Origin of the sequence: Azospirillum griseum (assembly GCF_003966125.1) — a bacterium.
Lineage (GTDB): Bacteria > Pseudomonadota > Alphaproteobacteria > Azospirillales > Azospirillaceae > Azospirillum > Azospirillum griseum.
In genome coordinates, this window is sequence record NZ_RXMA01000001.1 from 354,279 (window position 1) to 378,109 (window position 23,831).

The following is a 23,831-nucleotide window of genomic DNA, read 5'->3' on the forward strand; positions in this document are numbered from 1 at the left end:
GGTTACTTCTTCTTACCTTCCTTGCGCAGGACGGTTTCGGTCTCGTACTTGATGCCCTTGCCCTTGTAAGGCTCCGGCTTCTTCCAACCACGGATTTCCGCGGCGACTTGACCGACCTTGTGCTTGTCGTACCCCGACACCGAGATCGAGGTCGGCTTGTCGCACTTGATGTTGATGCCTTCCGGAATCGGATACTTCACATCGTGCGAGAAGCCGAGCTGCATGACCAGCTCCTTCCCCTGCACCGCCGCACGATAACCAACGCCGTTGATTTCGAGGTTGATCGTGTAACCGGTGCTGACGCCCGTGACCATGTTGTTGATCAACGTGCGCGAGGTCGCCCACATGGTGCGGGCGCGCTTGCTGTCGTTTGCCGGCTTCACCACGACCTTGCCGTCTTCCAGCGAGGCCGTGATGTCGTCGATCAGGGTCAGGCTGAGGGACCCCAGCTTGCCCTTGGCCGTCACCAGCTGGCCGTTGACGTTCACGTCAACACCAGCCGGGACCGGCACAGGATGTTTGCCAATGCGCGACATCGCGAATCCCCCTTAGAACACGCGGCAGAGGACTTCGCCGCCGACATTGGCAGCGCGGGCCTCGTTGTCCGACATCACGCCACGCGGAGTCGAAAGGATCGACAGGCCCAGCCCGTTGAACACGCGGGGCAGGTCCGAGATCTTCGAATAGACGCGGCGGCCGGGCTTCGACACACGGGCGATCTGCTTAATCACAGGTTCGCCTTCGTGGTACTTCAGCTCGATCTTCAGGTTCTTCACGCCAGGGCGCAGGGTCTCTTCCGAGTACCCGCGAATGAACCCTTCGCGCTTCAGGACTTCCAGAACATTGGCGCGCAGCTTGGACGCCGGGCTAACCACAACAGACATGCGAGCGTGCTGACCGTTGCGGATGCGGGTCAGCATATCGCCGAGCGGATCGCTCAAAGACATCGTCAGCCCCCCTTACCAGCTCGACTTCGTCATGCCCGGAATCTGGCCGGTCGAGGCCAGTTCACGGAGCATCACACGACACAGCTTGAACTTCCGGTAGAACGCCCGGGGACGCCCGGTCAGTTCGCAGCGGTTGCGCACGCGAGTCTTGGAGGAATTGCGGGGCAGTTCGGCCAGCTTCAAGCGGGCGGCGAATTGCTCCTCGGGAGGAAGCGAACGGTCGCTGGCGATGGCCTTCAGCTTGGCACGCTTGTTGGCGTACTGCTTGGCCAGCTGGGCGCGACGCTTGTTCTTTTCGATGGAACTGGTCTTAGCCATGGTCGTGCTCCAGCCTCAGCTCACGAACGGCATGTCGAAACCCTTCAGGAGAGCTTTCGCTTCCTTGTCGGTTTTCGCCGAGGTGACGATGATGATGTCCATCCCGCGGATTTGATCGATCTTGTCGTAATCGATTTCCGGGAAAATGATCTGCTCCTTGACGCCCATGGCATAGTTGCCACGGCCGTCAAAGCTGTTGCCCGGGATGCCACGGAAGTCACGGACGCGCGGCAGAGCAATCGTCACCAGGCGGTCGAGGAATTCGTACATCCGATCACGGCGCAGCGTGACCTTGCAGCCGATCGCCATGCCTTCGCGCAGCTTGAACTGGGCGATCGACTTGCGCGAACGGGTCACAACCGGCTTTTGCCCGGTGATGGCGGTCAGTTCGGCAACGGCGAGCTGGATCTTCTTGGAGTCGGCGACGGCTTCGCCCACACCCATGTTGATGACGATCTTCTCAAGGCGCGGAACTTCGAGATCGTTCGAGTAGTTGAACTCGGACTTCAGCGAAGCGCGGATCTTGGAGTCGTAAACGTCTTTCAGACGTGCGGTCATGCCCCGGCCCTCACAGGTCAATGACTTCGCCGGACCGCTTGGCGACACGCACCTTGCGGCCATCCTCCAGAATCTTGAAACCGACGCGGGTCGGCTTCCCATCCTTCGGATCGATGTGAGCGAGGTTCGATGCCTGGATCGGCGCTTCGAACTCGACAATGCCACCCTGCGTCGTCTGGGTGGAACGCTGGTGCTTCTTCACCAGATTCACACCCTGCACGACGACACGGCCCTCCTTGGGGAGGACCTTGATGACTTCGCCGGTCTTGCCCTTGTCACGGCCGGTCAGAACGACGACCTTGTCCTTGGTCTTGATCTTCGCGGCCATCACAGCACCTCCGGCGCCAGCGAGATGATCTTCATGAACTTCTTGCCGCGCAGCTCACGAGTGACCGGCCCGAAGATACGGGTGCCGATCGGCTCGCCTTGCTTGTTGATCAGCACGGCAGCGTTGCGGTCGAAACGGATCGCCGATCCGTCCTCCCGACGCAGTTCCTTCGCGGTGCGGACGATGACGGCACGATGCACGTCGCCCTTCTTGACGCGCCCCTTGGGAATGGCTTCCTTGACCGAAACGACGATGACGTCGCCGACCGTGGCCACCTTCCGCTTGGAACCGCCAAGCACTTTGATGCACTGCACCCGGCGCGCCCCGCTGTTGTCGGCGACTTCCAGGTTGGTTTGCATCTGGATCATGGTTTACGACCTTTCGGTTGTCACGCGGCGCCGGTATCGGCGACCGCCTCAGTCACGACCGTCCAACGCTTGCGCTTGGAGATCGGACGGCATTCGATGATCGAAACCGTATCGCCGACCTTGAACTGGTTGCCCTCGTCGTGGGCGGCGTACTTCTTCGACTGGCGAATGAACTTCTTGTACACGGGGTGCATGACGCGGCGTTCGACGAGAACCGTAACGGTCTTGTCGCCCTTGTCGCTGACCACCGTGCCCTGCATAACGCGGCGAGGCATGAGAATCCCCTTACTTGCCGGCTTCGGCGGAGCGGGCACGCTCGCCGATGATGGTCTTGATGCGGGCGATGTCGCGACGCACCACGTTCACCCGCGCGGTGTTTTCCAGCTGGCCGGAGGCCTTCTGGAAACGCAGGTTGAACTGTTCCTTCTTGAGCTGGATGAGCTGCTCCTGCAGCTCATCGGCGCTCTTGCTCCGAATGTCTACGGCTTTCATGCCGCACCCTCCTCGACACCGCCGAGGCGGGTCACAAGCTTAACCTTGATCGGCAGCTTCGCAGCGGCCAAAGCGAAGGCGGTTTTTGCCACATCTGCGGGCACGCCGTCCAGCTCAAACAGGATGCGACCCGGCTTAACGCGCGCAGCCCAGTATTCCGGCGAACCCTTACCGGAACCCATGCGGACTTCGGCGGGCTTCGTCGAGACCGGCAGATCCGGGAACACCCGGATCCAGACGCGGCCCTGACGCTTCATCGCGCGGGTGATCGCGCGGCGGGCCGCTTCGATCTGACGGGCGGTGATGCGCTCCGGCTCCAGAGCCTTCAGGCCGTAGGCACCGAAGTTCAGGTCGGTGCCGCCCTTGGCGTTGCCGTGAATGCGGCCCTTGTGGGCCTTGCGGAATTTCGTGCGCTTGGGAGAAAGCATCGCTCGGCCCCTTTACTCGCGGTCGGAGCGCTCGGAGCGCTCGCGACGGTCACGGCGCTCGTGGCGCTCGCGACGCGGCTCACCATCGGTGGGCACGACTTCCGAACCCATGCGCTTGTCCTGCGCCATCGGATCGTGAGCCATGACCTCGCCCTTGAACACCCACACCTTGACACCGCAGGTGCCGTAGGTGGTCTTGGCGGTGCCGATGCCGTAATCAATGTCGGCACGCAGGGTGTGCAGCGGCACGCGACCTTCGCGATACCACTCCATGCGGGCGATTTCCGCCCCGCCCAGACGGCCGGAGCAGTTGATCCGGATGCCCTGAGCGCCCAGACGCATGGCCGACTGGACGGCCCGCTTCATGGCGCGGCGGAACGCCACTCGGCGCTCCAGCTGGCTGGCGATGTTCTCGGCGATCAGACGGGCGTCGATTTCCGGCTTGCGGATTTCGACGATGTTCAGGCTGACCTCGCTGCCGGTCATCTTCGACAGCTCAAGACGCAGCTTCTCGATGTCCGCGCCCTTCTTGCCGATCACCACACCCGGACGGGCCGAGTGGATGGTGATGCGGGCCTTCTTGGCCGGACGCTCGATCACGACGCGCGACACACCGGCCTGTTGCAGGCGGCCCTGGAGGTAGCCGCGCAGCTTCAGGTCTTGGTGCAGGAGGTTGGCGTAGTCGCGCTTGGCGAACCAACGGCTGTCCCAGGTCCGATTGATGCCGAGACGCAGCCCAATCGGGTTGATTTTCTGACCCATCTTACTCGGCCCCTTCGGCAACAGCAGCGTCGCGTTCGCGAACGATGATCGTCAGGTTGCTGAACAGCTTTTCAACCCGGGCGCCGCGACCGCGGGCACGAGCGTGGAAGCGCTTCATCACCAGAGCGCGACCAACGGTCGCCGACGACACGTACAGACGGTCGACGTCGAGCTGGTGGTTGTTCTCGGCGTTCGCGATCGCCGCCTGCAGGACCTTCTTCACCTCGCCGGCGATGCGGCGCTTGGAGAAGGTCAGCTCGGCGACGGCGCGGCTGGCGTCCATGTTCCGGATCAGCTGGGCGACGAGGTTGAGCTTGCGCGGGCTGGTGCGGATCATCGGATTGCGGGCCAGGGCCTCGTTCTCCGCGACCCGGCTGGGGTTGGCAGACTTGCCCATGGCTTACTTCCTCTTCGCCTTCTTGTCCGCCGCGTGACCGTAGAAGGTGCGCGTCGGAGCGAACTCGCCGAACTTGTGACCGATCATGTGCTCGGTGACGAGAACCGGCAGGAACTTGTGGCCGTTGTAGACGCCGAACGTCAGACCCACGAACTGCGGCAGGATGGTCGAGCGACGCGACCAGATCTTGATGATCTCGTTGCGACCCGAAGCCCGGCTCTTGTCCGCCTTCTTGAGCAGATAGCCGTCGACGAACGGGCCTTTCCAAACGGAGCGTGCCATCGTTCGACCTCCTTACTTCGAATGACGGCGGCGCAGGATCAGGCCATCCGTCTTCTTGTTGTGACGCGTCTTCTTGCCCTTGGTCGGCTTGCCCCACGGCGTGACCGGATGACGGCCCCCCGAGGTGCGACCCTCACCACCACCGTGCGGGTGGTCGATCGGGTTCATGGCCACACCGCGCACCGACGGACGAACGCCAAGCCAACGCTTGCGACCGGCCTTGCCGAGGTTGGTGTTCATCTGGTCCGGGTTCGACACCGCACCGATCGTCGCCATGCACTCGCCACGCACCACGCGCAGCTCGCCCGAGGGGAGCTTGAGCTGGGCGTAGCCGCCGTCACGGCCGACGAGCTGGAGATAGGTGCCGGCCGAACGGGCGACCTGACCACCCTTGCCAGCCTTCAGCTCGACGTTGTGCACGACCGAACCGACCGGGATGGAGCGCAGCGGCATCGCGTTGCCGGGCTTCACGTCGACCTTTTCGCCGGACACGACCGTGTCGCCAACCTTCAGGCGCTGCGGCGCCAGGATGTAGGACAGGGTCCCATCCTGGTACTTGATGAGCGCGATAAAGGCCGTGCGGTTCGGATCGTATTCCAGCCGTTCAACAACGGCGGGAACGTCGAACTTGCGGCGCTTGAAGTCCACCAGACGGTAGACGCGCTTGTGGCCACCACCAATCCGGCGCGCGGTGATGCGACCGGTGTTGTTGCGACCGCCGGACTTGGTCAGACCCTCAGTGAGGGACTTGACCGGCTTGCCCTTCCACAGCTCCGAGCGGTCAACGATGACCAGCTGGCGGAGCGACGGGGTAATCGGGCGATATTGCTTCAGAGCCATCGGATCACACTCCCGCTCAGATGCCCGTGGTCACGTCGATCTTGTTGCCCTCGGCGAGGGTAACAACGGCCTTCTTGACGTCCGACCGACGACCAACGATGCCACGGAACCGCTTGGTCTTGCCCTTGGAAATCAGGGTGTTGACGGCAGTCACCTTGACGTTGAAGAGACCTTCAACGGCGGCCTTGATCTCCGGCTTCGTAGCCGAGAGGGGCACCCGGAAGACAACCTGGTTGTGTTCCGACACCATCGTCGACTTCTCGGTGATGACGGGAGCGAGGATCAGGTCGTACATCCGCTCCTGAGTCACCGAAGGTTTCGACTGCTTGCTCATTTCAGGCGAGCCTCCAGTTGCTCAACCGCGTTGCGGGTCAGGACCAGCGTGTCGCGGCGGAGAATGTCGTAGACGTTGGCACCCTGTTCGGGCAGCACGTCGATCAGCGGGATGTTGCGCGAGGCCTTGAAGAAGTTCTCGTTCAGGTTCGCGCCATCGATGATCAGAGCCGAGGTCAGGCCCAGGCCAGCCAAGCGGGCGGCCAGTTCCTTGGTCTTGTGGCTCTCAGCGGCGGCGGCGTCCAGAACGACCAGCTTGCCTTCGGCCAGCTTGGCCGACAGCGCGGTCTTCAGGGCCAGCTTGCGGACCTTCTTGGTCAGGTCATGCTCGTGCGAACGAACGACCGGACCGAAAATGGTCGCACCACCACGGAACTGCGGCGAGCGGATCGAACCCTGACGGGCGCGGCCGGTGCCCTTCTGCCCGTAGGGCTTCTTGGTGGTGCCGCTGATCTCGCTGATGCCCTTGGTCTTGTGGTTGCCCGACCGACGCTTGGCGAGCTGCCAGTTGACCATGCGCGCCAGCAGATCGCTGCGGGTGGGCAGGCCGAACACGGCGTCCGACAGTTCGATCTCGCCAACGGCTTCGTTGTTGAGGTTCTTGATCGTGGCCTTCATGGCGCTCACTCCTGCGACTCGGCCGGGGCCTCAGCCGCCGGCGCGGCCTTGATGGCCGCCGGGAAGGGCAGGCCTTCCGGGGCCTTCTTCTTCACAGCGTCGCGGATGCGCAGCCAACCGCCTTCGGCGCCGGGGACGGCACCCTTCAGCAGGATCAGACCACGGGCCTCGTCAACCGACACGACCTGGAGATTCAGGACCGTGACCTTCTCGTCACCCAAATGGCCGGCCATCTTCTTGTTCTTGAAGACCTTACCGGGATCCTGACGGTTGCCCGTCGAACCGTGCGAGCGGTGCGACACCGACACGCCGTGCGTGGCGCGCAGACCACCGAAGTTCCACCGCTTCATCGCACCGGCAAAACCCTTACCGATGGAGGTGCCGGTGACGTCAACGAACTGCCCGGCGACAAAGTGGGCGGCGGAGATTTCCGCGCCAACTTCGATCAGAGCATCGGCATCGACGCGGAACTCGGCCAGCTTGCGCTTGGGTTCCACGCGCGCCTTGGCGAAATGCCCGCGCTCAGGCTTCGTGACATTCTTGACCTTGATGGCGCCCGCGCCGAGCTGAACGGCGGTGTAGCCGTCCGTCTCTTCGGTGCGAACGGCGACGACCTGGCAGCTGTCGACTTTCAGCACAGTCACCGGGATATGTTGACCGTCGTCGGTGAAGACGCGGGTCATACCCAGCTTCTGCGCGATCAAACCGGATCGCATTGTTCTTTATCTCCTGACCAGGGACATCCGTTGAGCGGAGAGGTCCCTTACCAAACCGAAAAAATCAGAGCTTGATCTCGACATCCACGCCAGCGGCCAGATCGAGCTTCATCAGCGCGTCGACCGTCTGAGGCGTCGGATCGACGATGTCGAGCAGACGCTTGTGGGTGCGGATTTCGAACTGCTCGCGCGACTTCTTGTCGATGTGCGGCGAACGGTTCACCGTAAACTTTTCAATCTGCGTCGGCAGGGGAATCGGCCCCCGCACGCGCGCGCCGGTCCGCTTGGCGGTGTTCACGATCTCGCTGGTCGACTGGTCGAGCACGCGATGATCGAACGCCTTCAGGCGGATGCGGATGTTCTGGCTGTCCATGTCCAAACGTCCCTTGCACCTCGTAGCGATGACGCGGACGCGCCACCGGAACCCCCACAAACCTTCGCGGACCGCCGACGGCAAAAGAGCCACCCACCGTGCCGCGAAAGCGGGCGACGGGCGACGCTCTGACCGTTTTGACGGGCCGATACGAAAAGAACATCCCCCGCGCTTTCGCGCGGACGGGATGTTCCGGTCGACTCTGAGCGCTGCGTGGCCAGAACTGGCCGAGGCGCTGGTTGCCGTTCGTTATCGGGCTGCGTCTAGGCCGAAAACGCCTACCACCAACCCAAAATCCAGAGGGCGTAATCTCTATGATGACGCCGCCCCCGTGTCAATCCTGATTCTCCCCGCTTGGGGAGAATGCCTGATCGGCACATGGTGGCGGCGTGACAGAGAGCGCCCGATGTCTAGAACCCACCGGTGGGGACGGTCGGACACCGCCCTTCCCCACCGGCTGAACACACACTGACTGACGTCAGATCACGCGATGATCGTGGCGACGACGCCGGCACCGACGGTGCGGCCGCCTTCACGGATGGCGAAGCGCAGGCCTTCGTCCATGGCGATCGGAGCGATCAGCTCGACGTTCATGGCGACGTTGTCGCCCGGCATCACCATCTCCACGCCTTCGTTCAGCGTGACCATACCGGTCACGTCCGTCGTGCGGAAGTAGAACTGCGGACGGTAGTTGGTGAAGAACGGGGTGTGACGACCGCCCTCTTCCTTCGTCAGGATGTAGGCTTCGGCCTTGAACTTGGTGTGCGGGGTGATCGAACCCGGCTTGGCCAGAACCTGGCCGCGCTCGACGTCTTCACGCTTCGTGCCGCGCAGCAGCGCGCCGATGTTGTCGCCAGCCTGGCCCGACTCGAGCAGCTTGCGGAACATTTCAACGCCGGTGACGGTGGTCTTCACCGTGGCCTTCAGGCCAACGATCTCGACTTCCTCACCAACCTTGACGATGCCGCGCTCGACACGACCGGTCACGACGGTGCCACGGCCCGAGATCGAGAACACGTCTTCGATCGGCATCAGGAACGGACGGTCAACCGGACGCTCCGGCTGCGGGATGTACTCGTCAACCGTCTTCATCAGGGCCAGAACGGCGTCGCGGCCGATTTCCGGCGAACGGTCTTCCAGCGCGCACAGCGCCGAACCCTTCGTGATCGGAATGTCGTCGCCGGGGAACTGGTAGGACGACAGAAGCTCGCGCACTTCCAGCTCGACCAGTTCCAGCAGTTCCGGATCGTCGACCATGTCGACCTTGTTCATGAACACGACCAGCGCCGGGACGCCGACCTGACGGGCGAGCAGGATGTGCTCGCGGGTCTGCGGCATCGGGCCGTCGGCGGCCGACACGACCAGGATCGCGCCGTCCATCTGGGCGGCACCGGTGATCATGTTCTTGACGTAGTCGGCGTGGCCGGGGCAGTCGACGTGCGCGTAGTGGCGGTTGGTCGTCTCGTACTCGACGTGGGCGGTCGAGATCGTGATGCCGCGCGCCTTTTCTTCCGGCGCCTTGTCGATCTGGTCGTAAGCGGTGAAGGTCGCGCCGCCGGACTCCGCCAGCACCTTCGTGATCGCCGCCGTCAGCGACGTCTTGCCGTGGTCGACGTGGCCGATCGTGCCAACGTTGCAGTGCGGCTTCGTCCGCTCGAACTTTGCCTTAGCCATGGGTGGTTTCTCCGTTTCTCAATCGTTCCAGCGGGCTTCAGGCCACCTTGGCGCGGACATGATCCGCGATGGCCTGCGGCACCGGTTCATAATGGTCGAACTGCATGCTGTACTGGGCGCGGCCCTGACTCATCGAACGCAGCGTGTTCACATAACCGAACATGGCCGCCAAGGGAACCTGTCCCGTGACGACCCTGGCGTTGCCGCGCTGATCCATGCCGGTGATCTGGCCCCGGCGACTGTTCAGATCGCCGATGACGTCGCCCATATACTCTTCCGGGGTGATGACCTCGACCCGCATCAACGGCTCAAGCAGCACCGGCCCGGCCTTGGTCAGCCCATCCCGATAGGCCGAGCGCGCGGCCAGCTCAAAGGATTGGACCGACGAATCGACGTCGTGGAAGCTGCCATCCATCAGCACGGCGCGCACATCCACCAGCGGGAAGCCCGCCACCACGCCCGCGTCCTTGGCCGCGTCCAAGCCCTTCTGCACACCGGTGACGAACTCCTTCGGCACGGCGGCGGTGGGCGCGCGATTCTCAAAGACAAACCCCGAGCCACGCGGCAGCGGCTCAAAGCGCAGCGCGACTCGGGCAAACTGGGCGCGGTCGCCGATCTGGCGGCGGTGCGTGTGGTCGATGTCGGCAGCGTGGGCGATGGTTTCCCGGTAGGCGACCTTGGGAGCGCCAACCGCCGCATCCACGCGGAACTCGCGCTTCATGCGGTCGACAATGATTTCCAGATGGAGTTCACCCATGCCCCGGATCACGGTCTGGCCGCTCTCACGGTCCACCGACACCCGCATCGACGGGTCTTCCTGGTTCAGACGGCCCAGGGCGACGCTCATCTTGTCGTGGTCGGCGTCGGTGCGCGGTTCCACCACGATCTCGATCACCGGTTCGGGGATATCGAGTCGCTCCAGCACGATCGGGCTGTGCGGGTCGCACAGCGTCTCGCCGGTCCCGGTGTGCTCCAAACCCGCAAAGGCGACGATGTCGCCCGCGCCAGCCCGCGCGATGTCCTCGCGGCTGTTGGCGTGCATTTCCAGCATGCGGCCGATCTTCTCCCGCTCGCCCTTGGTCGGGTTGAACACGGTGTCGCCGACCCGGACGGTTCCGGAATAGACGCGGAAGAAGCTCAACGGCCCGACATAGGGGTCGTTCATCACCTTGAAGACCAGACCGGCGAAGGGCGAATCATCGTTGGCGGCGCGTTCATCCGCTCCGCCGCCCTCGAGTCGGTGCCCCTTCACCGCCCCAGATTCGCCGGGTGCGGGCAGATAATCGACGATGGCGTCCAGCATCGGTTGAACGCCCTTGTTGCGGAAGGCGGAGCCGCAGAGCACCGGAACGAATCGGCCCGACAGCGTCGCCTTGCGGATGCAGGCGCGCAGCGTGTCGGCGGACGGTTCCTCGCCGCGCTCCAGATAGGCCACGGTCGCGGCCTCGTCGAGGTCAAGGACGGCGTCCAGCAGCGCCTTACGGGCGCGCGCGGCCTCGTCCTTCAAACCCTCGGGAATGTCGGTGTGTGTGTATTCCGCGCCCAGCGTCTCGGTCTTCCAGACGGTGGCGCGCATCATCACCAGATCGATCACGCCGACAAAAGCGGCCTCCGATCCGATGGGCACTTGCAGAACCAGCGGCGTCACGCCCAGCCGGTCGCGGATCATCGCGACGGTGCCCGAAAAATCGGCACCGACCTTGTCCATCTTGTTGATGAAGCCCATGCGCGGCACGCCGTATTTGTCGGCCTGACGCCACACGGTTTCGGTTTGCGGCTCAACCCCCGCCACCGAATCAAAAATCGCAACAGCACCATCGAGCACGCGCAGGGACCGTTCAACCTCAATCGTGAAGTCGACGTGACCGGGCGTGTCGATGATGTTGATGCGATGATCGCGCCAGAAACAGGTCGTCGCCGCCGAGGTGATCGTGATGCCGCGCTCCTGCTCCTGCTCCATCCAGTCCATAACGGCGGTGCCGTTGTTGACTTCGCCCATCCGATAGGATTTGCCGGTGTAGAACAGGATGCGCTCGGTCGTCGTCGTCTTCCCAGCATCAATGTGGGCCATGATGCCGATGTTGCGGTAACGGTCGAGGGCGTGCGAGCGGGGCATGAACGATCACCAGGTCCGGCGGTGGCCTTACCAGCGGTAGTGCGAGAACGCCTTGTTGGCTTCCGCCATGCGGTGCGTGTCTTCGCGCTTCTTGACGGCGGTGCCGCGCTGGCTGGCCGCGTCGAGCAGCTCACCCGACAGACGCTCGGTCATGGTGTTTTCCGAACGGGCGCGGGCGGCGCCGATCAGCCAACGGATGGCCAGAGCCTGGGCGCGGTCCGAACGGACCTCGACCGGAACCTGATAGGTCGCACCGCCGACGCGGCGCGAACGCACTTCCAGGTGCGGCTTGACGTTGGTCAGGGCGTCGTGGAAGACCTGAACGGGATCGTTCTTGGTCTTGGCCTCGATGCGGCCCAGAGCGCCATAGACGATGCCTTCGGCGGCGGACTTCTTGCCGTCCAGCATCAGGCAGTTCATGAACTTGGTCAGAACGCGGTCGCCATACTTGGCGTCCGGCAGGACTTCACGCTTCTCGGCGCGGTGACGACGGGACATCGTGGACTCTCCTTACTTCGGACGCTTCGCGCCGTACTTCGAACGACGCTGCTTACGATCTTTGACGCCCTGGGTATCCAGCGTGCCGCGAATGATGTGATAGCGCACGCCGGGAAGGTCCTTCACACGACCGCCACGGATCATGACCACCGAGTGTTCCTGGAGGTTGTGGCCCTCACCGGGAATGTAGCTCGTCACCTCGAAGCCGTTCGTCAGACGAACACGGGCGACCTTACGGAGCGCGGAGTTCGGCTTCTTCGGGGTGGTGGTGTACACGCGGGTGCAGACGCCACGCTTCTGCGGGCAGGCCTCCATCGCGGGCACCTTGTTGCGCGCGGCCAACGGCTCACGCGGCTTACGGATCAACTGGTTGATCGTCGGCATGTCTGCCCTTTATCCCTTCAAGGCAATCGCCCGACCGAGCCGGACGATGCAAAAGCCCGCCTTCGAAGCTTTGCCGCTTCGAGCGAGCCGAATGAGCGAACACCGATCCCGTAACGAAACCGGCTATGTCGATGAGGTCCAACGGAAATCCCAACGCCGGATAGACTACGGCCCTGAGGTCCCTTTGAAGTGCGCGGACTATAGGGAACGGTGATAGGGGCGTCAAGCGCGGTTTTGCCAGATCCCGGCCCCAACCCACGATTCCCGCGCGCTCCCAGACCGCAACGAAAAGGGGCGCGTCCCGGTCGGAACGCGCCCCCTTCCCTACCCCACGACGGAGTGTTTTAGGCCGCCGTGCTTTCTTCGCCCGGCTGCGGCAGCGCCTGGATGTCGGCGGTTTCGCCCGCCGCTTCCAGACCGGCCACCCGGTCGCGTTCCGCCGCGATCAGCTTCAGACGGTTGACCACCGAGCCGGTCCCGGCCGGGATCAGACGTCCGACGATGACGTTTTCCTTCAGGCCTTCCAGGTTGTCGACCTTGCCGCCGACCGCCGCCTCGGTGAGGACGCGGGTGGTTTCCTGGAACGACGCCGCCGAGATGAAGGAGCGGGTTTGCAAGGACGCCTTGGTGATGCCCTGGAGCACCGGGTGGCCCGCCGCAATTTGCAGCCCTTCCGCCGCCGTCTTCTCGTTCTCCTCGTCGAACTCCTGACGGTCCACCTGCTCGCCCACCAGAAAGGTGGTTTCGCCGGCGTCGGTGATCTCGACCTTTTGCAGCATCTGGCGAACGATCACCTCAATGTGCTTGTCGTTGATCTTCACGCCCTGGAGTCGATAGACGTCCTGGATCTCGTTGATGAGGTAGTCGGCCAGAGCCTCCACGCCCATCACCGCCAGAATGTCGTGCGGCACCGGGTTGCCGTCCATCAGCAGGTCGCCGCGCTCGACGTAATCGCCTTCCTGCACCGAGATGTGCTTGCCCTTCGGGATCAGGTATTCCTTCTCCTCGCCGGTCTCCTCGCTGCGGACGACGATGCGACGCTTGGTCTTGTAGTCCTTGCCGAACTCCACACGGCCGCTGAGTTCCGAGATGATGGCGAAGTCCTTCGGACGACGGGCTTCGAACAGCTCGGCCACGCGCGGCAGACCGCCGGTGATGTCACGCGTCTTCGACGATTCGCGGGGGATACGGGCCAGCACGTCACCGGCCTTCACCTCGGCCCCGTTCTCGACCGACAGAATGGCGTCCACCGACATGAAGTAGCGGGCTTCCAGGCCGTTGCCGAGCGTGATGATCTCGCCACGGTCGTCCAGCAGGGCGATGCGGGGCTTGAGATCGGCACCGCGCGGCTGCTGACGCCAGTCCACGACCACCTTGGAGGAGATGCCCGTCGCTTCGTCCATCACCTCGCGGACCGACACGCCTTCGACGAGGTCGAGGTAGCGGGCGGTACCGGCGCGCTCCGTGATGATCGGCAGGGTGTAGGGGTCCCACTCCGCCAGCTTCTGGCCGCGCTCGACCTTCACATCGTCGTCGGCCAGCAGCTTCGCACCGTACGGCACGCGGTGACGCGCCCGTTCGCGGCCCTGCTCGTCCAGCAACACCACTTCGGTGCTGCGGCCCATCACCACCGGCACACCGGCGCTGTTGATGACGACGTTGCGGTTGTTGATGCGCACCGTGCCGTCGAAGGAGGCTTCGACCTGGCTCTGCTCCGCACCGCGCTGCGCCGCGCCACCGATGTGGAACGTGCGCATCGTCAGCTGCGTGCCCGGCTCACCGATCGACTGGGCGGCGATGACGCCGACCGCCTCACCGGTGTTGACCAGCGTGCCACGGGCCAGGTCGCGGCCATAGCACTTGGCGCAGACGCCGTCCTTGGTCTCGCAGGTCAGGACCGAGCGGATCAGGACGCTGTCGATGCCGGACCGCTCGATGCGGTCCACCGTCGGCTCGTCGATCAGGCCGCCGTCTTCGATGATCAGCTCGCCGTTCAGCGGATCGATGACATCGCCCACCGTGGTGCGGCCAAGGATGCGGTCGCCCAGCGGCGAGATGACCTCGCCACCGTCGATCACCGCCTTCACGGTGATGCCCTTGGTGGTGCCGCAGTCATGCTCGACGATGATGGCGTCCTGCGCCACGTCGACCAGACGGCGGGTCAAGTACCCGGAGTTCGCGGTCTTCAAGGCGGTGTCGGCCAGACCCTTGCGGGCACCGTGGGTGGAGTTGAAATACTCCAACACGGTCAGGCCTTCCTTGAAGTTCGAGATGATCGGCGTCTCGATGATTTCACCCGACGGCTTGGCCATCAGGCCGCGCATACCGGCGAGCTGACGGATCTGCGCGGCGGAACCACGGGCACCGGAGTGGGCCATCATGTACACCGAGTTCACCGGCTTGCCGGCGGCGGTGGTGGAGATGGCCTTCATCATCTCGGACGCCACCTTTTCGGTGCATTCCGACCAGACGTCGACGACCTTGTTGTACTTTTCACCCTGGGTGATCAGACCGTCGAGATACTGCTGCTCGAACTCCTTCACCCGCTCCTTCGACTCGTTGACCAGACGGTTCTTGGCCTCGGGGATGACCATGTCGTCCTTGCCGAACGAGATGCCGGCGCGGCAGGCGTGGCCAAAGCCCAGCTTCATCAGGCGGTCGGCGAAGATCACCGTCTCTTTCTGACCGCAATGGCGGTAGACGGCGTCGATGACGTTGCCGACGTCCTTCTTGGTCAGAACGCGGTTGATCAGCCCGAAGGGCACGTTCGGGTGACGCGGCAGGATTTCCGACATCAGCATGCGGCCCGGCGTCGTCTCGACCACCGAGATCTTGGTCTCGCCGTTCTCGTCGACCCCGACGTAACGCGCCTTGATCTTGGCGTGGATCGACAGAACCTTCGCGTTCAACGCCTGCTCGATTTCCGAGACGTTGGAGAAGGTCATGCCCTCGCCCTTTTCACCGGGGCGGTCCATCGAGATGTAATAGATGCCGAGAACGATGTCCTGGCTGGGGACGATGATCGGCTTGCCGTTGGCGGGCGACAGGATGTTGTTGGTCGACATCATCAGGACGCGCGCTTCCAACTGCGCTTCGAGCGACAGCGGAACGTGCACGGCCATTTGGTCGCCGTCGAAGTCGGCGTTGAAGGCGGTGCAGACGAGCGGGTGGAGCTGGATCGCCTTGCCTTCGATCAGCGTCGGCTCGAACGCCTGGATGCCCAGACGGTGCAGCGTCGGCGCGCGGTTCAGCATCACCGGATGCTCGCGGATGACCTCTTCCAGGATGTCCCACACCTCGGGACGTTCCTTTTCCACCATCCGCTTGGCGGCCTTGATGGTGGAGGCCAGACCGTACAGTTCCAGCTTGGCGTAGATGAAGGGCTTGAACAGCTCCAACGCCATCTTCTTGGGCAGGCCGCACTGGTGCAGCTTCAGTTCCGGACCGACGACGATGACCGAACGGCCGGAATAGTCGACGCGCTTGCCGAGCAGGTTCTGACGGAAGCGGCCCTGCTTGCCCTTCAGCATGTCGGACAGCGACTTCAGCGGGCGCTTGTTGGCGCCGGTGATGACGCGGCCACGGCGGCCGTTGTCGAACAGCGCGTCCACCGCCTCTTGCAGCATGCGCTTTTCGTTGCGGACGATGATGTCCGGGGCCTTCAGCTCGATCAGCCGCTTCAGACGGTTGTTGCGGTTGATGACGCGGCGGTACAGGTCGTTCAGGTCAGACGTGGCGAAACGGCCGCCGTCGAGCGGGACGAGCGGGCGCAGCTCGGGCGGGATCACCGGAACAACTTCCAGGATCATCCATTCCGGGCGCGACTGCGACGACATGAAGGCGTCGATCAGCTTCAGGCGCTTGACCAGCTTCTTGCGCTTGGCTTCCGAATTGGTGTCGCGCAGCTCTTCGCGGCAGCTCTTCTTTTCCTCTTCGAGGTCGAGCGCCGACAGCATGATGCGCAGCGCTTCCGCCCCGATGGAGGCGGTGAAGGCGTCTTCGCCATACTCGTCCTGGGCGTTCATGTAGTCTTCCTCGCTGAGCAGCGAATGCAGCTTCAGCGGGGTCAGGCCCGGCTCGATGACGACGTAGTTCTCGAAATAGAGGATGCGCTCCAGATCCTTCAGCGTCATGTCGAGCAGCAGGCCAATGCGGCTCGGCAACGACTTCAGGAACCAGATGTGCGCGACCGGCGACGCCAATTCGATGTGGCCCATGCGCTCGCGCCGGACCTTCGACAGCGTGACCTCGACGCCGCACTTTTCGCAGATGATGCCGCGATACTTCATGCGCTTGTACTTGCCGCACAAGCACTCGTAATCCTTGATTGGCCCGAAAATGCGCGCGCAGAACAGACCGTCGCGCTCCGGCTTAAAGGTGCGGTAGTTGATGGTTTCCGGCTTCTTGATCTCGCCGAACGACCAGGAGCGGATGCGCTCGGGGCTGGCGATCTGGATTTGGATCTGATCGAAGCTCTGAGGACCCTGGACTTGGCCGAAAATATTCATCAACTCATTCATGACCGTCTCCCGCTGGCAGCGCCGCGTTGTCGGTTGAGGGCAGTGCAGAACCCCGGAAGAACGATCCGTCCTTCCGGGGTTGGTCACAAGGTCAGACTCAGTAGGTCCGCTGATTCAGTTCGACGTTCAGGCCGAGCGAGCGGAGCTCCTTGACCAGCACGTTGAACGACTCGGGGATACCGGCCTCGAAGTTGTCGTCGCCACGGACGATCGCCTCGTAAACCTTGGTGCGGCCGGACACGTCGTCCGACTTCACCGTCAGCATCTCTTGCAGCGTGTAGGCCGCGCCGTAAGCTTCCAGCGCCCACACTTCCATTTCCCCGAAGCGCTGACCGCCGAACTGGGCCTTGCCACCCAGCGGCTGTTGCGTGACCAGCGAGTAGGGGCCGATGGAGCGGGCGTGGATCTTGTCGTCGACCAGATGGTGCAGCTTCAGCATGTAGATGTAGCCGACCGTGACCTTGCGGTCGAAGGTCTCGCCGGTGCGCCCGTCGGTCAGGGTCGATTGGCCCGACCGGTCGAAGCCCGCCAGCTCCAGATGACGACAGATGTCCTCTTCGCGCGCGCCGTCAAAAACGGGTGTGGCGAAGGGGACGCCCTTGCGCAGATTGCCGCCCAGTTCCAACAGCTCGCCGTCGGTCATGTCGGCGATGTCTTCCTGATAGGTGACGTCGCCGTAGGACCGCTTGAGCGTGCCGCGCAGCGCCTCAAGTTGAGGGGCACCATCGGCCTTGTTGCGGATCGCCAGACGGTACTGATCCACCGCGCGGCCGATCTGCTTGCCAAGGCCCGAGGCCGCCCAACCCAGATGCGTTTCCAGAATCTGACCGACGTTCATGCGCGAGGGCACGCCCAGCGGGTTCAGCACCAGATCGACCGGGGTGCCGTCTTCCAGATAAGGCATGTCTTCTTGCGGGATGATGCGCGAGACGACACCCTTGTTGCCGTGACGACCGGCCATCTTGTCGCCCGGTTGCAGCTTGCGCTTCACCGCGACGAACACCTTGACCATCTTCATCACGCCCGGCGGCAGCTCGTCGCCGCGCTGGAGCTTGTCGACCTTGTTCTCGAAGCGGTCCTGGAGCGCCTTGATCGAGTCGTCGAACACCTTGGCCAGGTTCTCGACATTTTCCATCACCGTTTCGTCGGCGATGGAGATCTGACGCCACAGACCCTTCGACAGGCCGCCCAGCACCTCGTCGGTCAGGACGGTCCCGCCCTTCATGCCCTTCGGTCCGGCCTGCGCGGTCTGGCCGATCAGCACTTCCTTCAGGCGGGTGTAGAAGCTGCGCTCCAGGATCGCGCGTTCGTCGTCGCGGTCCTTGGCCAGCTTCTCGATCTCGGCCCGTTCGATGGCGAGCGCGCGCTCGTCCTTGTCGACGCCGCGACGGCTGAACACGCGAACCTCGACGATGGTGCCGACCACGCCGGGCGGCAGGCGCAGCGAGGTGTCGCGGACGTCCGACGCCTTTTCGCCGAAGATGGCGCGCAGCAGCTTTTCTTCCGGCGTCATCGGGCTTTCGCCCTTCGGCGTCACCTTGCCGACCAGAATGTCGCCCGGACGGACTTCGGCACCGATGTAGACGATGCCCGCCTCGTCGAGGTTCTTGAGGGCTTCCTCACCGACGTTCGGAATGTCGCGGGTGATTTCCTCCTGGCCCAGCTTGGTGTCGCGGGCCATGACCTCGAACTCCTCGATGTGGATCGAGGTGAAGACGTCGTCCTTGACGATGCGCTCGTTGATGAGGATCGAGTCTTCGAAGTTGTAGCCGTTCCAGGGCATGAAGGCGACGAGCACGTTGCGGCCCAGCGCCAACTCGCCCAACTCCGTGGACGGACCGTCGGCGATGATGTCACCCGCGTTCACCCGGTCGCCCACCTTCACCAGCGGACGTTGGGTGATGCAGGTGTTCTGGTTGGAGCGCTGGAACTTCAGCAGGTTGTAGATGTCCACACCGGGGGCCGTGCTGTCCGAGCTGTCGGTGGCGCGGACGACGATGCGGGTCGCGTCGATCTGGTCGATCACGCCGGAGCGCTTCGCCACGATCGTCACGCCGCTGTCGCGGGCCACGGTCGCTTCCATGCCGGTGCCGACCAGCGGGGCGTCGGCCTTCACCAACGGGACCGCCTGACGCTGCATGTTCGAACCCATCAGCGCGCGGTTCGCGTCGTCGTTCTCCAGGAACGGGATCAGCGCGGCGGCGACGGACACCAGCTGCTTCGGCGACACGTCGATCAGGTCGATGGCCTCCGGGCGGAACATCAGATATTCGCCACCCTGACGGCACGACACGAGGTCGTTGGCGAAGCTGTTGTCCGCCGTCAACTCGGCGTTGGCCTGGGCGACGACGTAGCGGCCCTCCTCCATCGCCGACAGATAGACCACCTCGTTGGTGACGCGGCCTTCGTGAACCTTGCGGTACGGGCTTTCGATGAAGCCGTACTGGTTCACGCGGGCGTAGGTCGCCAGCGAGTTGATCAGACCGATGTTCGGGCCTTCCGGCGTCTCAATCGGGCAGATGCGGCCATAGTGGGTCGGGTGCACGTCGCGGACTTCGAAGCCCGCGCGCTCACGGGTCAGACCGCCCGGCCCGAGCGCCGACAGGCGGCGCTTGTGGGTGATTTCCGACAGCGGGTTGGTCTGGTCCATGAACTGCGACAGCTGCGACGAGCCGAAGAACTCGCGCACCGCCGCAGCGGCGGGCTTGGCGTTGATCAGATCGTGCGGCATCACCGTGTCGATCTCGACCGACGACATGCGCTCGCGGATCGCGCGCTCCATGCGCAGCAGTCCGACGCGGTACTGGTTTTCCATCAGCTCGCCGACCGAGCGGACGCGGCGGTTGCCCAGATGGTCGATGTCGTCGATTTCGCCGCGACCGTCCTTCAGGTTCACCAGAACCTTCAGGATCTCCAGGATGTCCTCCTTGCGCAGGACACGCATCTGGTCGTCGGTCTTGAAGTTCAGGCGCGCGTTCATCTTGACGCGGCCCACGGCCGACAGGTCGTAGCGCTCCGAGTCGAAGAACAGGCCCGAGAACAGCGCTTCGGCCGATTCCAGGGTCGGCGGCTCGCCCGGACGCATGACGCGGTAGATGTCGATCAGCGCGTCTTCGCGGCTGGCGTTGCGGTCGGCGTTCATCGTGTTGCGGATGTACGCGCCGATGTTCAGGTGGTCGATCGCCAGCACCGGCAGCTCATCGACGCCGGTTTTCTCCAGCTTCTCGATGTCGCTGGCCGACAGCTCGTCGCCCGCCTCGAACAGCACTTCACCGGTGCGCTCGTTGATGATGTCAACCGCCAGATAGCGACCGCTCAGCTCTTCGGTCGACACCTGCTGTTCGGTCAGGCCGCCTTCCACCAGCTTCTTGATGGCGCGCGGGGTCATCTTGGTCCCGGCCTCAGCCACGACGGCACCGGTGGCGGCGTCGATCAGGTCCGAAACCAGCTTCACACCCTTCATGCGCTCGGCGCTGAACGGGGTCTTCCAGCCGCTGCCCGAGCGGGAGTAGGTGATCGTGTCGTAGAAGTAGTTGAGGATCTCTTCCTTCGACATGCCCTGCGCCTCATAGGGCAGCAGGTCCTTGCGCTGGCTCTTGCGCTCGGCGCGCAGGGTCGCCGTCTCCGCGCCGTCCAGCGCGAAGAGCAGGGTCGTGGCGGGCAGTTTGCGGCGGCGGTCGATGCGGACATAGACCATGTCCTTGGCGTCGAACTCGAAATCCAGCCAGGAGCCGCGATAGGGAATCACACGGGCGGCGAACAGATACTTGCCCGAGGAGTGGGTCTTGCCCTTGTCATGGTCGAAGAAGACGCCCGGCGAGCGGTGCATCTGCGAGACGATGACGCGTTCGGTGCCGTTGATGACGAAGGTGCCGTTGGCCGTCATCAGGGGCATGTCGCCCATGTAGACGTCCTGCTCCTTGATGTCGCGGATGGAGCGCAGCCCGGTGTCTTCCTCGATGTCGAAGACCGACAGGCGCAGCGTCACTTTCAGCGGAGCGGCGAAGGTCATGCCGCGCTGCTGGCACTCCTCGACGTCATATTTGGGCTGTTCAAGCTCATACTTTACGAAATCGAGCACAGCGCGATCGGAAAAGTCCTTGATCGGGAACACCGACTTGAACACTTCCTGAAGGCCCAGATTCGCCCGCTTTTCCGGGGCGATGTCCATTTGCAGGAAGTGATCGTAGGAGCTGCGCTGCACCTCGATGAGGTTTGGCATCTGGGTGACTTCCGGGATGCGCCCGAAGCTCTTCCGAACACGTTTACGACCCGTAAAGGATTTGGCCATGGATGTCCCCAAACGTCTGCTACGTGATGCGCTCAACCGACCGTTCAACCGACCGTACGGACGACCGCGCGGGCCGTCCCGATAATTGGGACGGAAAGAACCGCACCGGGAAACCCCGGTCCGGCGAAAGGCAGAAAACGCCGTGCGGCGGCAAGCCCCCTGGGGGACTGGCCGCCGTCCGGCGCGGAACTGTATGATCCGTAACGCAACAAGGTCTTACTTAATATCGACCTTGGCGCCGGCCTCTTCAAGCTGCTTCTTGATCTTGGCGGCTTCGTCCTTGGTCGCGCCTTCCTTGACGGGCTTCGGAGCGCCTTCGACGAGGTCCTTGGCTTCCTTCAGACCCAGGCCGGTGATGGCGCGGACTTCCTTAATCACGTTGATCTTCTTGTCGCCGGCATCGGCGAGGATCACGGTGAATTCGGTCTGCTCTTCAACCGGGGCGGCGGCGACGGCCGGGCCAGCGGCGGCAACGGCCACCGGAGCGGCGGCGGAAACGCCCCACTTCTCTTCCAGGAGCTTCGACAGCTCAGCGGCTTCCAGGACGGTGAGGGCCGACAGATCGTCGACGAGCTTCTGCAGATCAGCCATGTTACTACTCCAACGACTTGATGTTCTGAGATTGGATTAATCGAGTGACTCGACGGCTCAGGCCGCCTCGTCCTTCTTCGCGTAGGCCGCCAGCACACGGGCGACCTGGCCGCCCGGAGCCTGGAGAACGCCAGCGATGCGAGTCGCCGGGGTCTGGATCATGCCCACGAGCTTGGCGCGCAGTTCGTCCAGCGACGGCAGGGTCGCCAGGGCCTTGACGCCTTCGGCGTCCAGCACCTGGTTGCCGAGACCGGCACCAACGATCTGGAGCTTGTCGTTCGCCTTCGAGAATTCGGCGATGACCTTGGCGGCCGCCACCGGATCCTTGGAGTAAGCGACGGCGGTCGGCCCCTTGAAGAGACCGTCCAGACCTTCGAACTGCGTGCCCTGAAGGGCGCGGCGGGCGAGCCGGTTCTTCGTCACTTTGAAGCCAGCGCCAGCGGCCCGAACCTTCGCACGCAGGTCGGTGACTTCCTTCACCGTCAGACCGAGGTGGTGAGCAACCACCACCAGGCCCGCATCCTGGAGCTTCGATTGCAGGTCCGCGATCGTCGCTTCTTTTTGTGTACGATCCACGGATCGCCTCCTTGCACAGAGGTGTACATGGAGCCGAGGCCCATTGCGGGGCTTAGGCTCCGGCGAACCTGTCCCAGAAGTTCAAGCCGTTCCTGTTCTGGCTTGGGACCAGAGTGGTCAACGGTTCAACTCCCGTCTGCGCTGGCGGATTTTAAGCCCTTGCGCCAAAGGCGTGTTGGGCACCTGCGGTCTCGGACAGGGGCGGCAACCAGCCTTGCGGCTGATCGCCTGATCGCCTCCGGCCCTTGCGGGCCGGAAGCAAAACACGTGTCTTACGCCGAGGCCGGAGCCGACAGCGTGGACAGATCAAGCTTCAGGCCGGGACCCATGGTCGAGGACAGCGAGACCTTCTCGATGTACTGACCCTTGGCACCGGTCGGCTTGGCGCGGGTGATCGCTTCCACGAAGGCGCGGATGTTCTCGACCAGGGCCTGCTCCGAGAAGCTGGCCTTGCCAACGCCGGCGTGCACGATGCCGGTCTTTTCCGCACGGAACTCCACCGCGCCGGCCTTGGCGGCCTTGACCGCGTCGGCGACGTTCGGGGTCACGGTGCCGAGCTTCGGGTTCGGCATCAGGCCGCGCGGGCCGAGAACCTTACCCAGCTTGCCGACCACGCCCATCATGTCCGGGGACGCGATGCAGCGGTCGAAATCGATCTTGCCGCCGAGAATGGCTTCGGCCAGATCGTCACCACCGACCACGTCGGCACCGGCGGCCAGGGCCTCGTCCACCTTCGCGCCACGGGCGAAGACGGCGACGCGCACGGTCTTGCCGGTGCCGTTCGGCAGATTCACGACGCCACGGACCATCTGGTCGGCGTGACGCGGATCAATGCCCAGGTTCATCGCGACTTCGATGGTCTCGTCGAACTTGGTCTTCGACAGCGACTTCAGCAGCGCAACGGCGGCTTCCAGGTTGTAGAAGGACTCGCGGTTGACGTTCTTGTAGGCGTCGGTCAGACGCTTGCCGAGCTTGGCCATCGGATCAGCCCTCCACCACTTCGAGACCCATCGAGCGGGCCGAACCAGCGATCATGCTGGCGGCGGCTTCGACGTCGTGCGCGTTCAGATCGGCCATCTTCTTCTGGGCGATCTCGCGGATCTGCGTGGTCGTGACCTTGCCGACGAAACCGCCCTTGCCGGGGGTCGTCGAACCCTTATCCTTGCCCGACGCCTTCTTCAGGAAGTAGGACACGGGCGGGGTCTTCGTCACGAAGGTGAAGGTGCGATCACCAAAGGCGGTGATGACCACGGGAATCGGCATGCCGACTTCCAGGTCCGCCGTCTTGGCGTTGAACGCCTTGCAGAACTCCATGATGTTCAGGCCGCGCTGACCGAGCGCGGGGCCGATGGGGGGCGACGGATTCGCCTTGCCGGCCGGAACCTGCAGCTTGATGTAACCGACGATCTTCTTCGCCATGG

At 63.7% G+C, this 23,831-nt stretch carries 27 protein-coding genes; all 27 read right to left on the reverse strand.

Annotated elements, in window-relative coordinates:
* Nucleotides 1-2: 2 nt before the first annotated feature.
* Nucleotides 3-536, reverse strand: coding sequence for a 50S ribosomal protein L6 (gene rplF, locus EJ903_RS01720; protein ID WP_126611498.1), 534 nt, complete (start codon nucleotides 534-536; stop codon nucleotides 3-5).
* 12 nt (nucleotides 537-548) lie between these two features.
* Complete coding sequence (gene rpsH, locus EJ903_RS01725) at nucleotides 549-947, reverse strand: 30S ribosomal protein S8 (RefSeq protein WP_126611500.1); 399 nt, start codon at nucleotides 945-947, stop codon at nucleotides 549-551.
* 12 nt (nucleotides 948-959) lie between these two features.
* Nucleotides 960-1,265, reverse strand: coding sequence for a 30S ribosomal protein S14 (gene rpsN / locus EJ903_RS01730; RefSeq protein ID WP_126611502.1), 306 nt, complete (start codon nucleotides 1,263-1,265; stop codon nucleotides 960-962).
* 15 nt (nucleotides 1,266-1,280) lie between these two features.
* The gene (gene rplE / locus EJ903_RS01735; protein ID WP_126611504.1) at nucleotides 1,281-1,823 is read right to left on the reverse strand and encodes a 50S ribosomal protein L5; all 543 of its coding nucleotides are present in this window, start codon (nucleotides 1,821-1,823) and stop codon (nucleotides 1,281-1,283) included.
* 10 nt (nucleotides 1,824-1,833) lie between these two features.
* Nucleotides 1,834-2,151, reverse strand: a complete 318-nt coding sequence (gene rplX, locus EJ903_RS01740) for a 50S ribosomal protein L24 (protein WP_126611505.1) — start codon at nucleotides 2,149-2,151, stop codon at nucleotides 1,834-1,836.
* On the reverse strand, nucleotides 2,151-2,519 hold the full coding sequence (gene rplN, locus EJ903_RS01745) for a 50S ribosomal protein L14 (RefSeq protein ID WP_012973215.1): 369 nt from the start codon (nucleotides 2,517-2,519) through the stop codon (nucleotides 2,151-2,153). Before rplN ends, rplX begins: the two co-directional genes overlap by 1 nt.
* A gap of 20 nt (nucleotides 2,520-2,539) precedes the next feature.
* The gene (rpsQ, locus tag EJ903_RS01750; RefSeq protein WP_126611507.1) at nucleotides 2,540-2,794 is read right to left on the reverse strand and encodes a 30S ribosomal protein S17; all 255 of its coding nucleotides are present in this window, start codon (nucleotides 2,792-2,794) and stop codon (nucleotides 2,540-2,542) included.
* Between the two features lie 10 nt (nucleotides 2,795-2,804).
* On the reverse strand, nucleotides 2,805-3,011 hold the full coding sequence (gene rpmC, locus EJ903_RS01755) for a 50S ribosomal protein L29 (protein WP_126611509.1): 207 nt from the start codon (nucleotides 3,009-3,011) through the stop codon (nucleotides 2,805-2,807).
* Nucleotides 3,008-3,439 (reverse strand): 50S ribosomal protein L16, encoded by a 432-nt coding sequence (rplP, locus tag EJ903_RS01760; protein ID WP_126611510.1) that lies wholly within the window; start codon nucleotides 3,437-3,439, stop codon nucleotides 3,008-3,010. The genes rpmC and rplP overlap by 4 nt, the downstream gene beginning before the upstream one ends.
* A gap of 12 nt (nucleotides 3,440-3,451) precedes the next feature.
* A complete protein-coding gene (gene rpsC, locus EJ903_RS01765; RefSeq protein WP_126611512.1) occupies nucleotides 3,452-4,201 on the reverse strand; it encodes a 30S ribosomal protein S3 in 750 nt (249 codons plus the stop codon).
* Nucleotide 4,202: 1 nt separating this feature from the next.
* On the reverse strand, nucleotides 4,203-4,598 hold the full coding sequence (rplV, locus tag EJ903_RS01770; protein ID WP_012973210.1) for a 50S ribosomal protein L22: 396 nt from the start codon (nucleotides 4,596-4,598) through the stop codon (nucleotides 4,203-4,205).
* 3 nt (nucleotides 4,599-4,601) lie between these two features.
* Nucleotides 4,602-4,880: a 30S ribosomal protein S19 gene (rpsS, locus tag EJ903_RS01775; protein ID WP_012973209.1), complete on the reverse strand. Its 279-nt coding sequence runs from the start codon at nucleotides 4,878-4,880 to the stop codon at nucleotides 4,602-4,604.
* Nucleotides 4,881-4,892: 12 nt separating this feature from the next.
* Nucleotides 4,893-5,720, reverse strand: a complete 828-nt coding sequence (rplB, locus tag EJ903_RS01780; RefSeq protein WP_126611513.1) for a 50S ribosomal protein L2 — start codon at nucleotides 5,718-5,720, stop codon at nucleotides 4,893-4,895.
* 16 nt (nucleotides 5,721-5,736) lie between these two features.
* A complete protein-coding gene (locus tag EJ903_RS01785; protein ID WP_126611515.1) occupies nucleotides 5,737-6,054 on the reverse strand; it encodes a 50S ribosomal protein L23 in 318 nt (105 codons plus the stop codon).
* Entirely contained in the window at nucleotides 6,051-6,671 is a 621-nt protein-coding gene (gene rplD, locus EJ903_RS01790; protein WP_126611517.1) for a 50S ribosomal protein L4, read from the reverse strand. The genes EJ903_RS01785 and rplD overlap by 4 nt, the downstream gene beginning before the upstream one ends.
* Nucleotides 6,672-6,676: 5 nt before the next feature.
* Nucleotides 6,677-7,387 (reverse strand): 50S ribosomal protein L3, encoded by a 711-nt coding sequence (rplC, locus tag EJ903_RS01795; RefSeq protein WP_126611519.1) that lies wholly within the window; start codon nucleotides 7,385-7,387, stop codon nucleotides 6,677-6,679.
* A 64-nt stretch (nucleotides 7,388-7,451) separates the two neighbouring features.
* A complete protein-coding gene (rpsJ, locus tag EJ903_RS01800; RefSeq protein ID WP_085555136.1) occupies nucleotides 7,452-7,760 on the reverse strand; it encodes a 30S ribosomal protein S10 in 309 nt (102 codons plus the stop codon).
* Nucleotides 7,761-8,243: 483 nt separating this feature from the next.
* A complete protein-coding gene (gene tuf / locus EJ903_RS01805) occupies nucleotides 8,244-9,434 on the reverse strand; it encodes an elongation factor Tu (protein WP_126611520.1) in 1,191 nt (396 codons plus the stop codon).
* 37 nt (nucleotides 9,435-9,471) lie between these two features.
* Nucleotides 9,472-11,550, reverse strand: coding sequence for an elongation factor G (fusA, locus tag EJ903_RS01810; protein ID WP_126611522.1), 2,079 nt, complete (start codon nucleotides 11,548-11,550; stop codon nucleotides 9,472-9,474).
* A 27-nt stretch (nucleotides 11,551-11,577) separates the two neighbouring features.
* The gene (rpsG, locus tag EJ903_RS01815; protein ID WP_126611524.1) at nucleotides 11,578-12,048 is read right to left on the reverse strand and encodes a 30S ribosomal protein S7; all 471 of its coding nucleotides are present in this window, start codon (nucleotides 12,046-12,048) and stop codon (nucleotides 11,578-11,580) included.
* Between the two features lie 12 nt (nucleotides 12,049-12,060).
* Nucleotides 12,061-12,432: a 30S ribosomal protein S12 gene (gene rpsL / locus EJ903_RS01820; RefSeq protein WP_012973201.1), complete on the reverse strand. Its 372-nt coding sequence runs from the start codon at nucleotides 12,430-12,432 to the stop codon at nucleotides 12,061-12,063.
* Between the two features lie 344 nt (nucleotides 12,433-12,776).
* Nucleotides 12,777-16,952: a DNA-directed RNA polymerase subunit beta' gene (gene rpoC / locus EJ903_RS01825; protein WP_126611525.1), complete on the reverse strand. Its 4,176-nt coding sequence runs from the start codon at nucleotides 16,950-16,952 to the stop codon at nucleotides 12,777-12,779.
* Between the two features lie 97 nt (nucleotides 16,953-17,049).
* Nucleotides 17,050-21,243, reverse strand: a complete 4,194-nt coding sequence (gene rpoB, locus EJ903_RS01830) for a DNA-directed RNA polymerase subunit beta (RefSeq protein ID WP_126611527.1) — start codon at nucleotides 21,241-21,243, stop codon at nucleotides 17,050-17,052.
* 216 nt (nucleotides 21,244-21,459) lie between these two features.
* Entirely contained in the window at nucleotides 21,460-21,834 is a 375-nt protein-coding gene (gene rplL, locus EJ903_RS01835) for a 50S ribosomal protein L7/L12 (protein WP_126611529.1), read from the reverse strand.
* A 57-nt stretch (nucleotides 21,835-21,891) separates the two neighbouring features.
* Entirely contained in the window at nucleotides 21,892-22,410 is a 519-nt protein-coding gene (gene rplJ / locus EJ903_RS01840) for a 50S ribosomal protein L10 (protein ID WP_126611531.1), read from the reverse strand.
* Between the two features lie 272 nt (nucleotides 22,411-22,682).
* Nucleotides 22,683-23,390: a 50S ribosomal protein L1 gene (gene rplA / locus EJ903_RS01845; RefSeq protein ID WP_126611536.1), complete on the reverse strand. Its 708-nt coding sequence runs from the start codon at nucleotides 23,388-23,390 to the stop codon at nucleotides 22,683-22,685.
* A gap of 4 nt (nucleotides 23,391-23,394) precedes the next feature.
* Nucleotides 23,395-23,829, reverse strand: a complete 435-nt coding sequence (rplK, locus tag EJ903_RS01850; RefSeq protein WP_126611538.1) for a 50S ribosomal protein L11 — start codon at nucleotides 23,827-23,829, stop codon at nucleotides 23,395-23,397.
* Between the last annotated feature and the right edge of the window lie 2 nt (nucleotides 23,830-23,831).

Bases quoted from the DNA above. Each gene is read 5' to 3' on its own strand.
- rplF (WP_126611498.1), bottom strand. From the start codon at position 536: ATGTCGCGCATTGGCAAACATCCTGTGCCGGTCCCGGCTGGTGTTGAC.
- rpsH (WP_126611500.1), bottom strand. From the start codon at position 947: ATGTCTTTGAGCGATCCGCTCGGCGATATGCTGACCCGCATCCGCAAC.
- rpsN (WP_126611502.1), bottom strand. From the start codon at position 1,265: ATGGCTAAGACCAGTTCCATCGAAAAGAACAAGCGTCGCGCCCAGCTG.
- rplE (WP_126611504.1), bottom strand. From the start codon at position 1,823: ATGACCGCACGTCTGAAAGACGTTTACGACTCCAAGATCCGCGCTTCG.
- rplX (WP_126611505.1), bottom strand. From the start codon at position 2,151: ATGGCCGCGAAGATCAAGACCAAGGACAAGGTCGTCGTTCTGACCGGC.
- rplN (WP_012973215.1), bottom strand. From the start codon at position 2,519: ATGATCCAGATGCAAACCAACCTGGAAGTCGCCGACAACAGCGGGGCG.
- rpsQ (WP_126611507.1), bottom strand. From the start codon at position 2,794: ATGCCTCGCCGCGTTATGCAGGGCACGGTGGTCAGCGACAAGGGCGAC.
- rpmC (WP_126611509.1), bottom strand. From the start codon at position 3,011: ATGAAAGCCGTAGACATTCGGAGCAAGAGCGCCGATGAGCTGCAGGAG.
- rplP (WP_126611510.1), bottom strand. From the start codon at position 3,439: ATGCTTTCTCCCAAGCGCACGAAATTCCGCAAGGCCCACAAGGGCCGC.
- rpsC (WP_126611512.1), bottom strand. From the start codon at position 4,201: ATGGGTCAGAAAATCAACCCGATTGGGCTGCGTCTCGGCATCAATCGG.
- rplV (WP_012973210.1), bottom strand. From the start codon at position 4,598: ATGGGCAAGTCTGCCAACCCCAGCCGGGTCGCGGAGAACGAGGCCCTG.
- rpsS (WP_012973209.1), bottom strand. From the start codon at position 4,880: ATGGCACGCTCCGTTTGGAAAGGCCCGTTCGTCGACGGCTATCTGCTC.
- rplB (WP_126611513.1), bottom strand. From the start codon at position 5,720: ATGGCTCTGAAGCAATATCGCCCGATTACCCCGTCGCTCCGCCAGCTG.
- EJ903_RS01785 (WP_126611515.1), bottom strand. From the start codon at position 6,054: ATGAGCAAGCAGTCGAAACCTTCGGTGACTCAGGAGCGGATGTACGAC.
- rplD (WP_126611517.1), bottom strand. From the start codon at position 6,671: ATGAAGGCCACGATCAAGAACCTCAACAACGAAGCCGTTGGCGAGATC.
- rplC (WP_126611519.1), bottom strand. From the start codon at position 7,387: ATGCGATCCGGTTTGATCGCGCAGAAGCTGGGTATGACCCGCGTCTTC.
- rpsJ (WP_085555136.1), bottom strand. From the start codon at position 7,760: ATGGACAGCCAGAACATCCGCATCCGCCTGAAGGCGTTCGATCATCGC.
- tuf (WP_126611520.1), bottom strand. From the start codon at position 9,434: ATGGCTAAGGCAAAGTTCGAGCGGACGAAGCCGCACTGCAACGTTGGC.
- fusA (WP_126611522.1), bottom strand. From the start codon at position 11,550: ATGCCCCGCTCGCACGCCCTCGACCGTTACCGCAACATCGGCATCATG.
- rpsG (WP_126611524.1), bottom strand. From the start codon at position 12,048: ATGTCCCGTCGTCACCGCGCCGAGAAGCGTGAAGTCCTGCCGGACGCC.
- rpsL (WP_012973201.1), bottom strand. From the start codon at position 12,432: ATGCCGACGATCAACCAGTTGATCCGTAAGCCGCGTGAGCCGTTGGCC.
- rpoC (WP_126611525.1), bottom strand. From the start codon at position 16,952: ATGAATGAGTTGATGAATATTTTCGGCCAAGTCCAGGGTCCTCAGAGC.
- rpoB (WP_126611527.1), bottom strand. From the start codon at position 21,243: ATGGCCAAATCCTTTACGGGTCGTAAACGTGTTCGGAAGAGCTTCGGG.
- rplL (WP_126611529.1), bottom strand. From the start codon at position 21,834: ATGGCTGATCTGCAGAAGCTCGTCGACGATCTGTCGGCCCTCACCGTC.
- rplA (WP_126611536.1), bottom strand. From the start codon at position 23,390: ATGGCCAAGCTCGGCAAGCGTCTGACCGACGCCTACAAGAACGTCAAC.
- rplK (WP_126611538.1), bottom strand. From the start codon at position 23,829: ATGGCGAAGAAGATCGTCGGTTACATCAAGCTGCAGGTTCCGGCCGGC.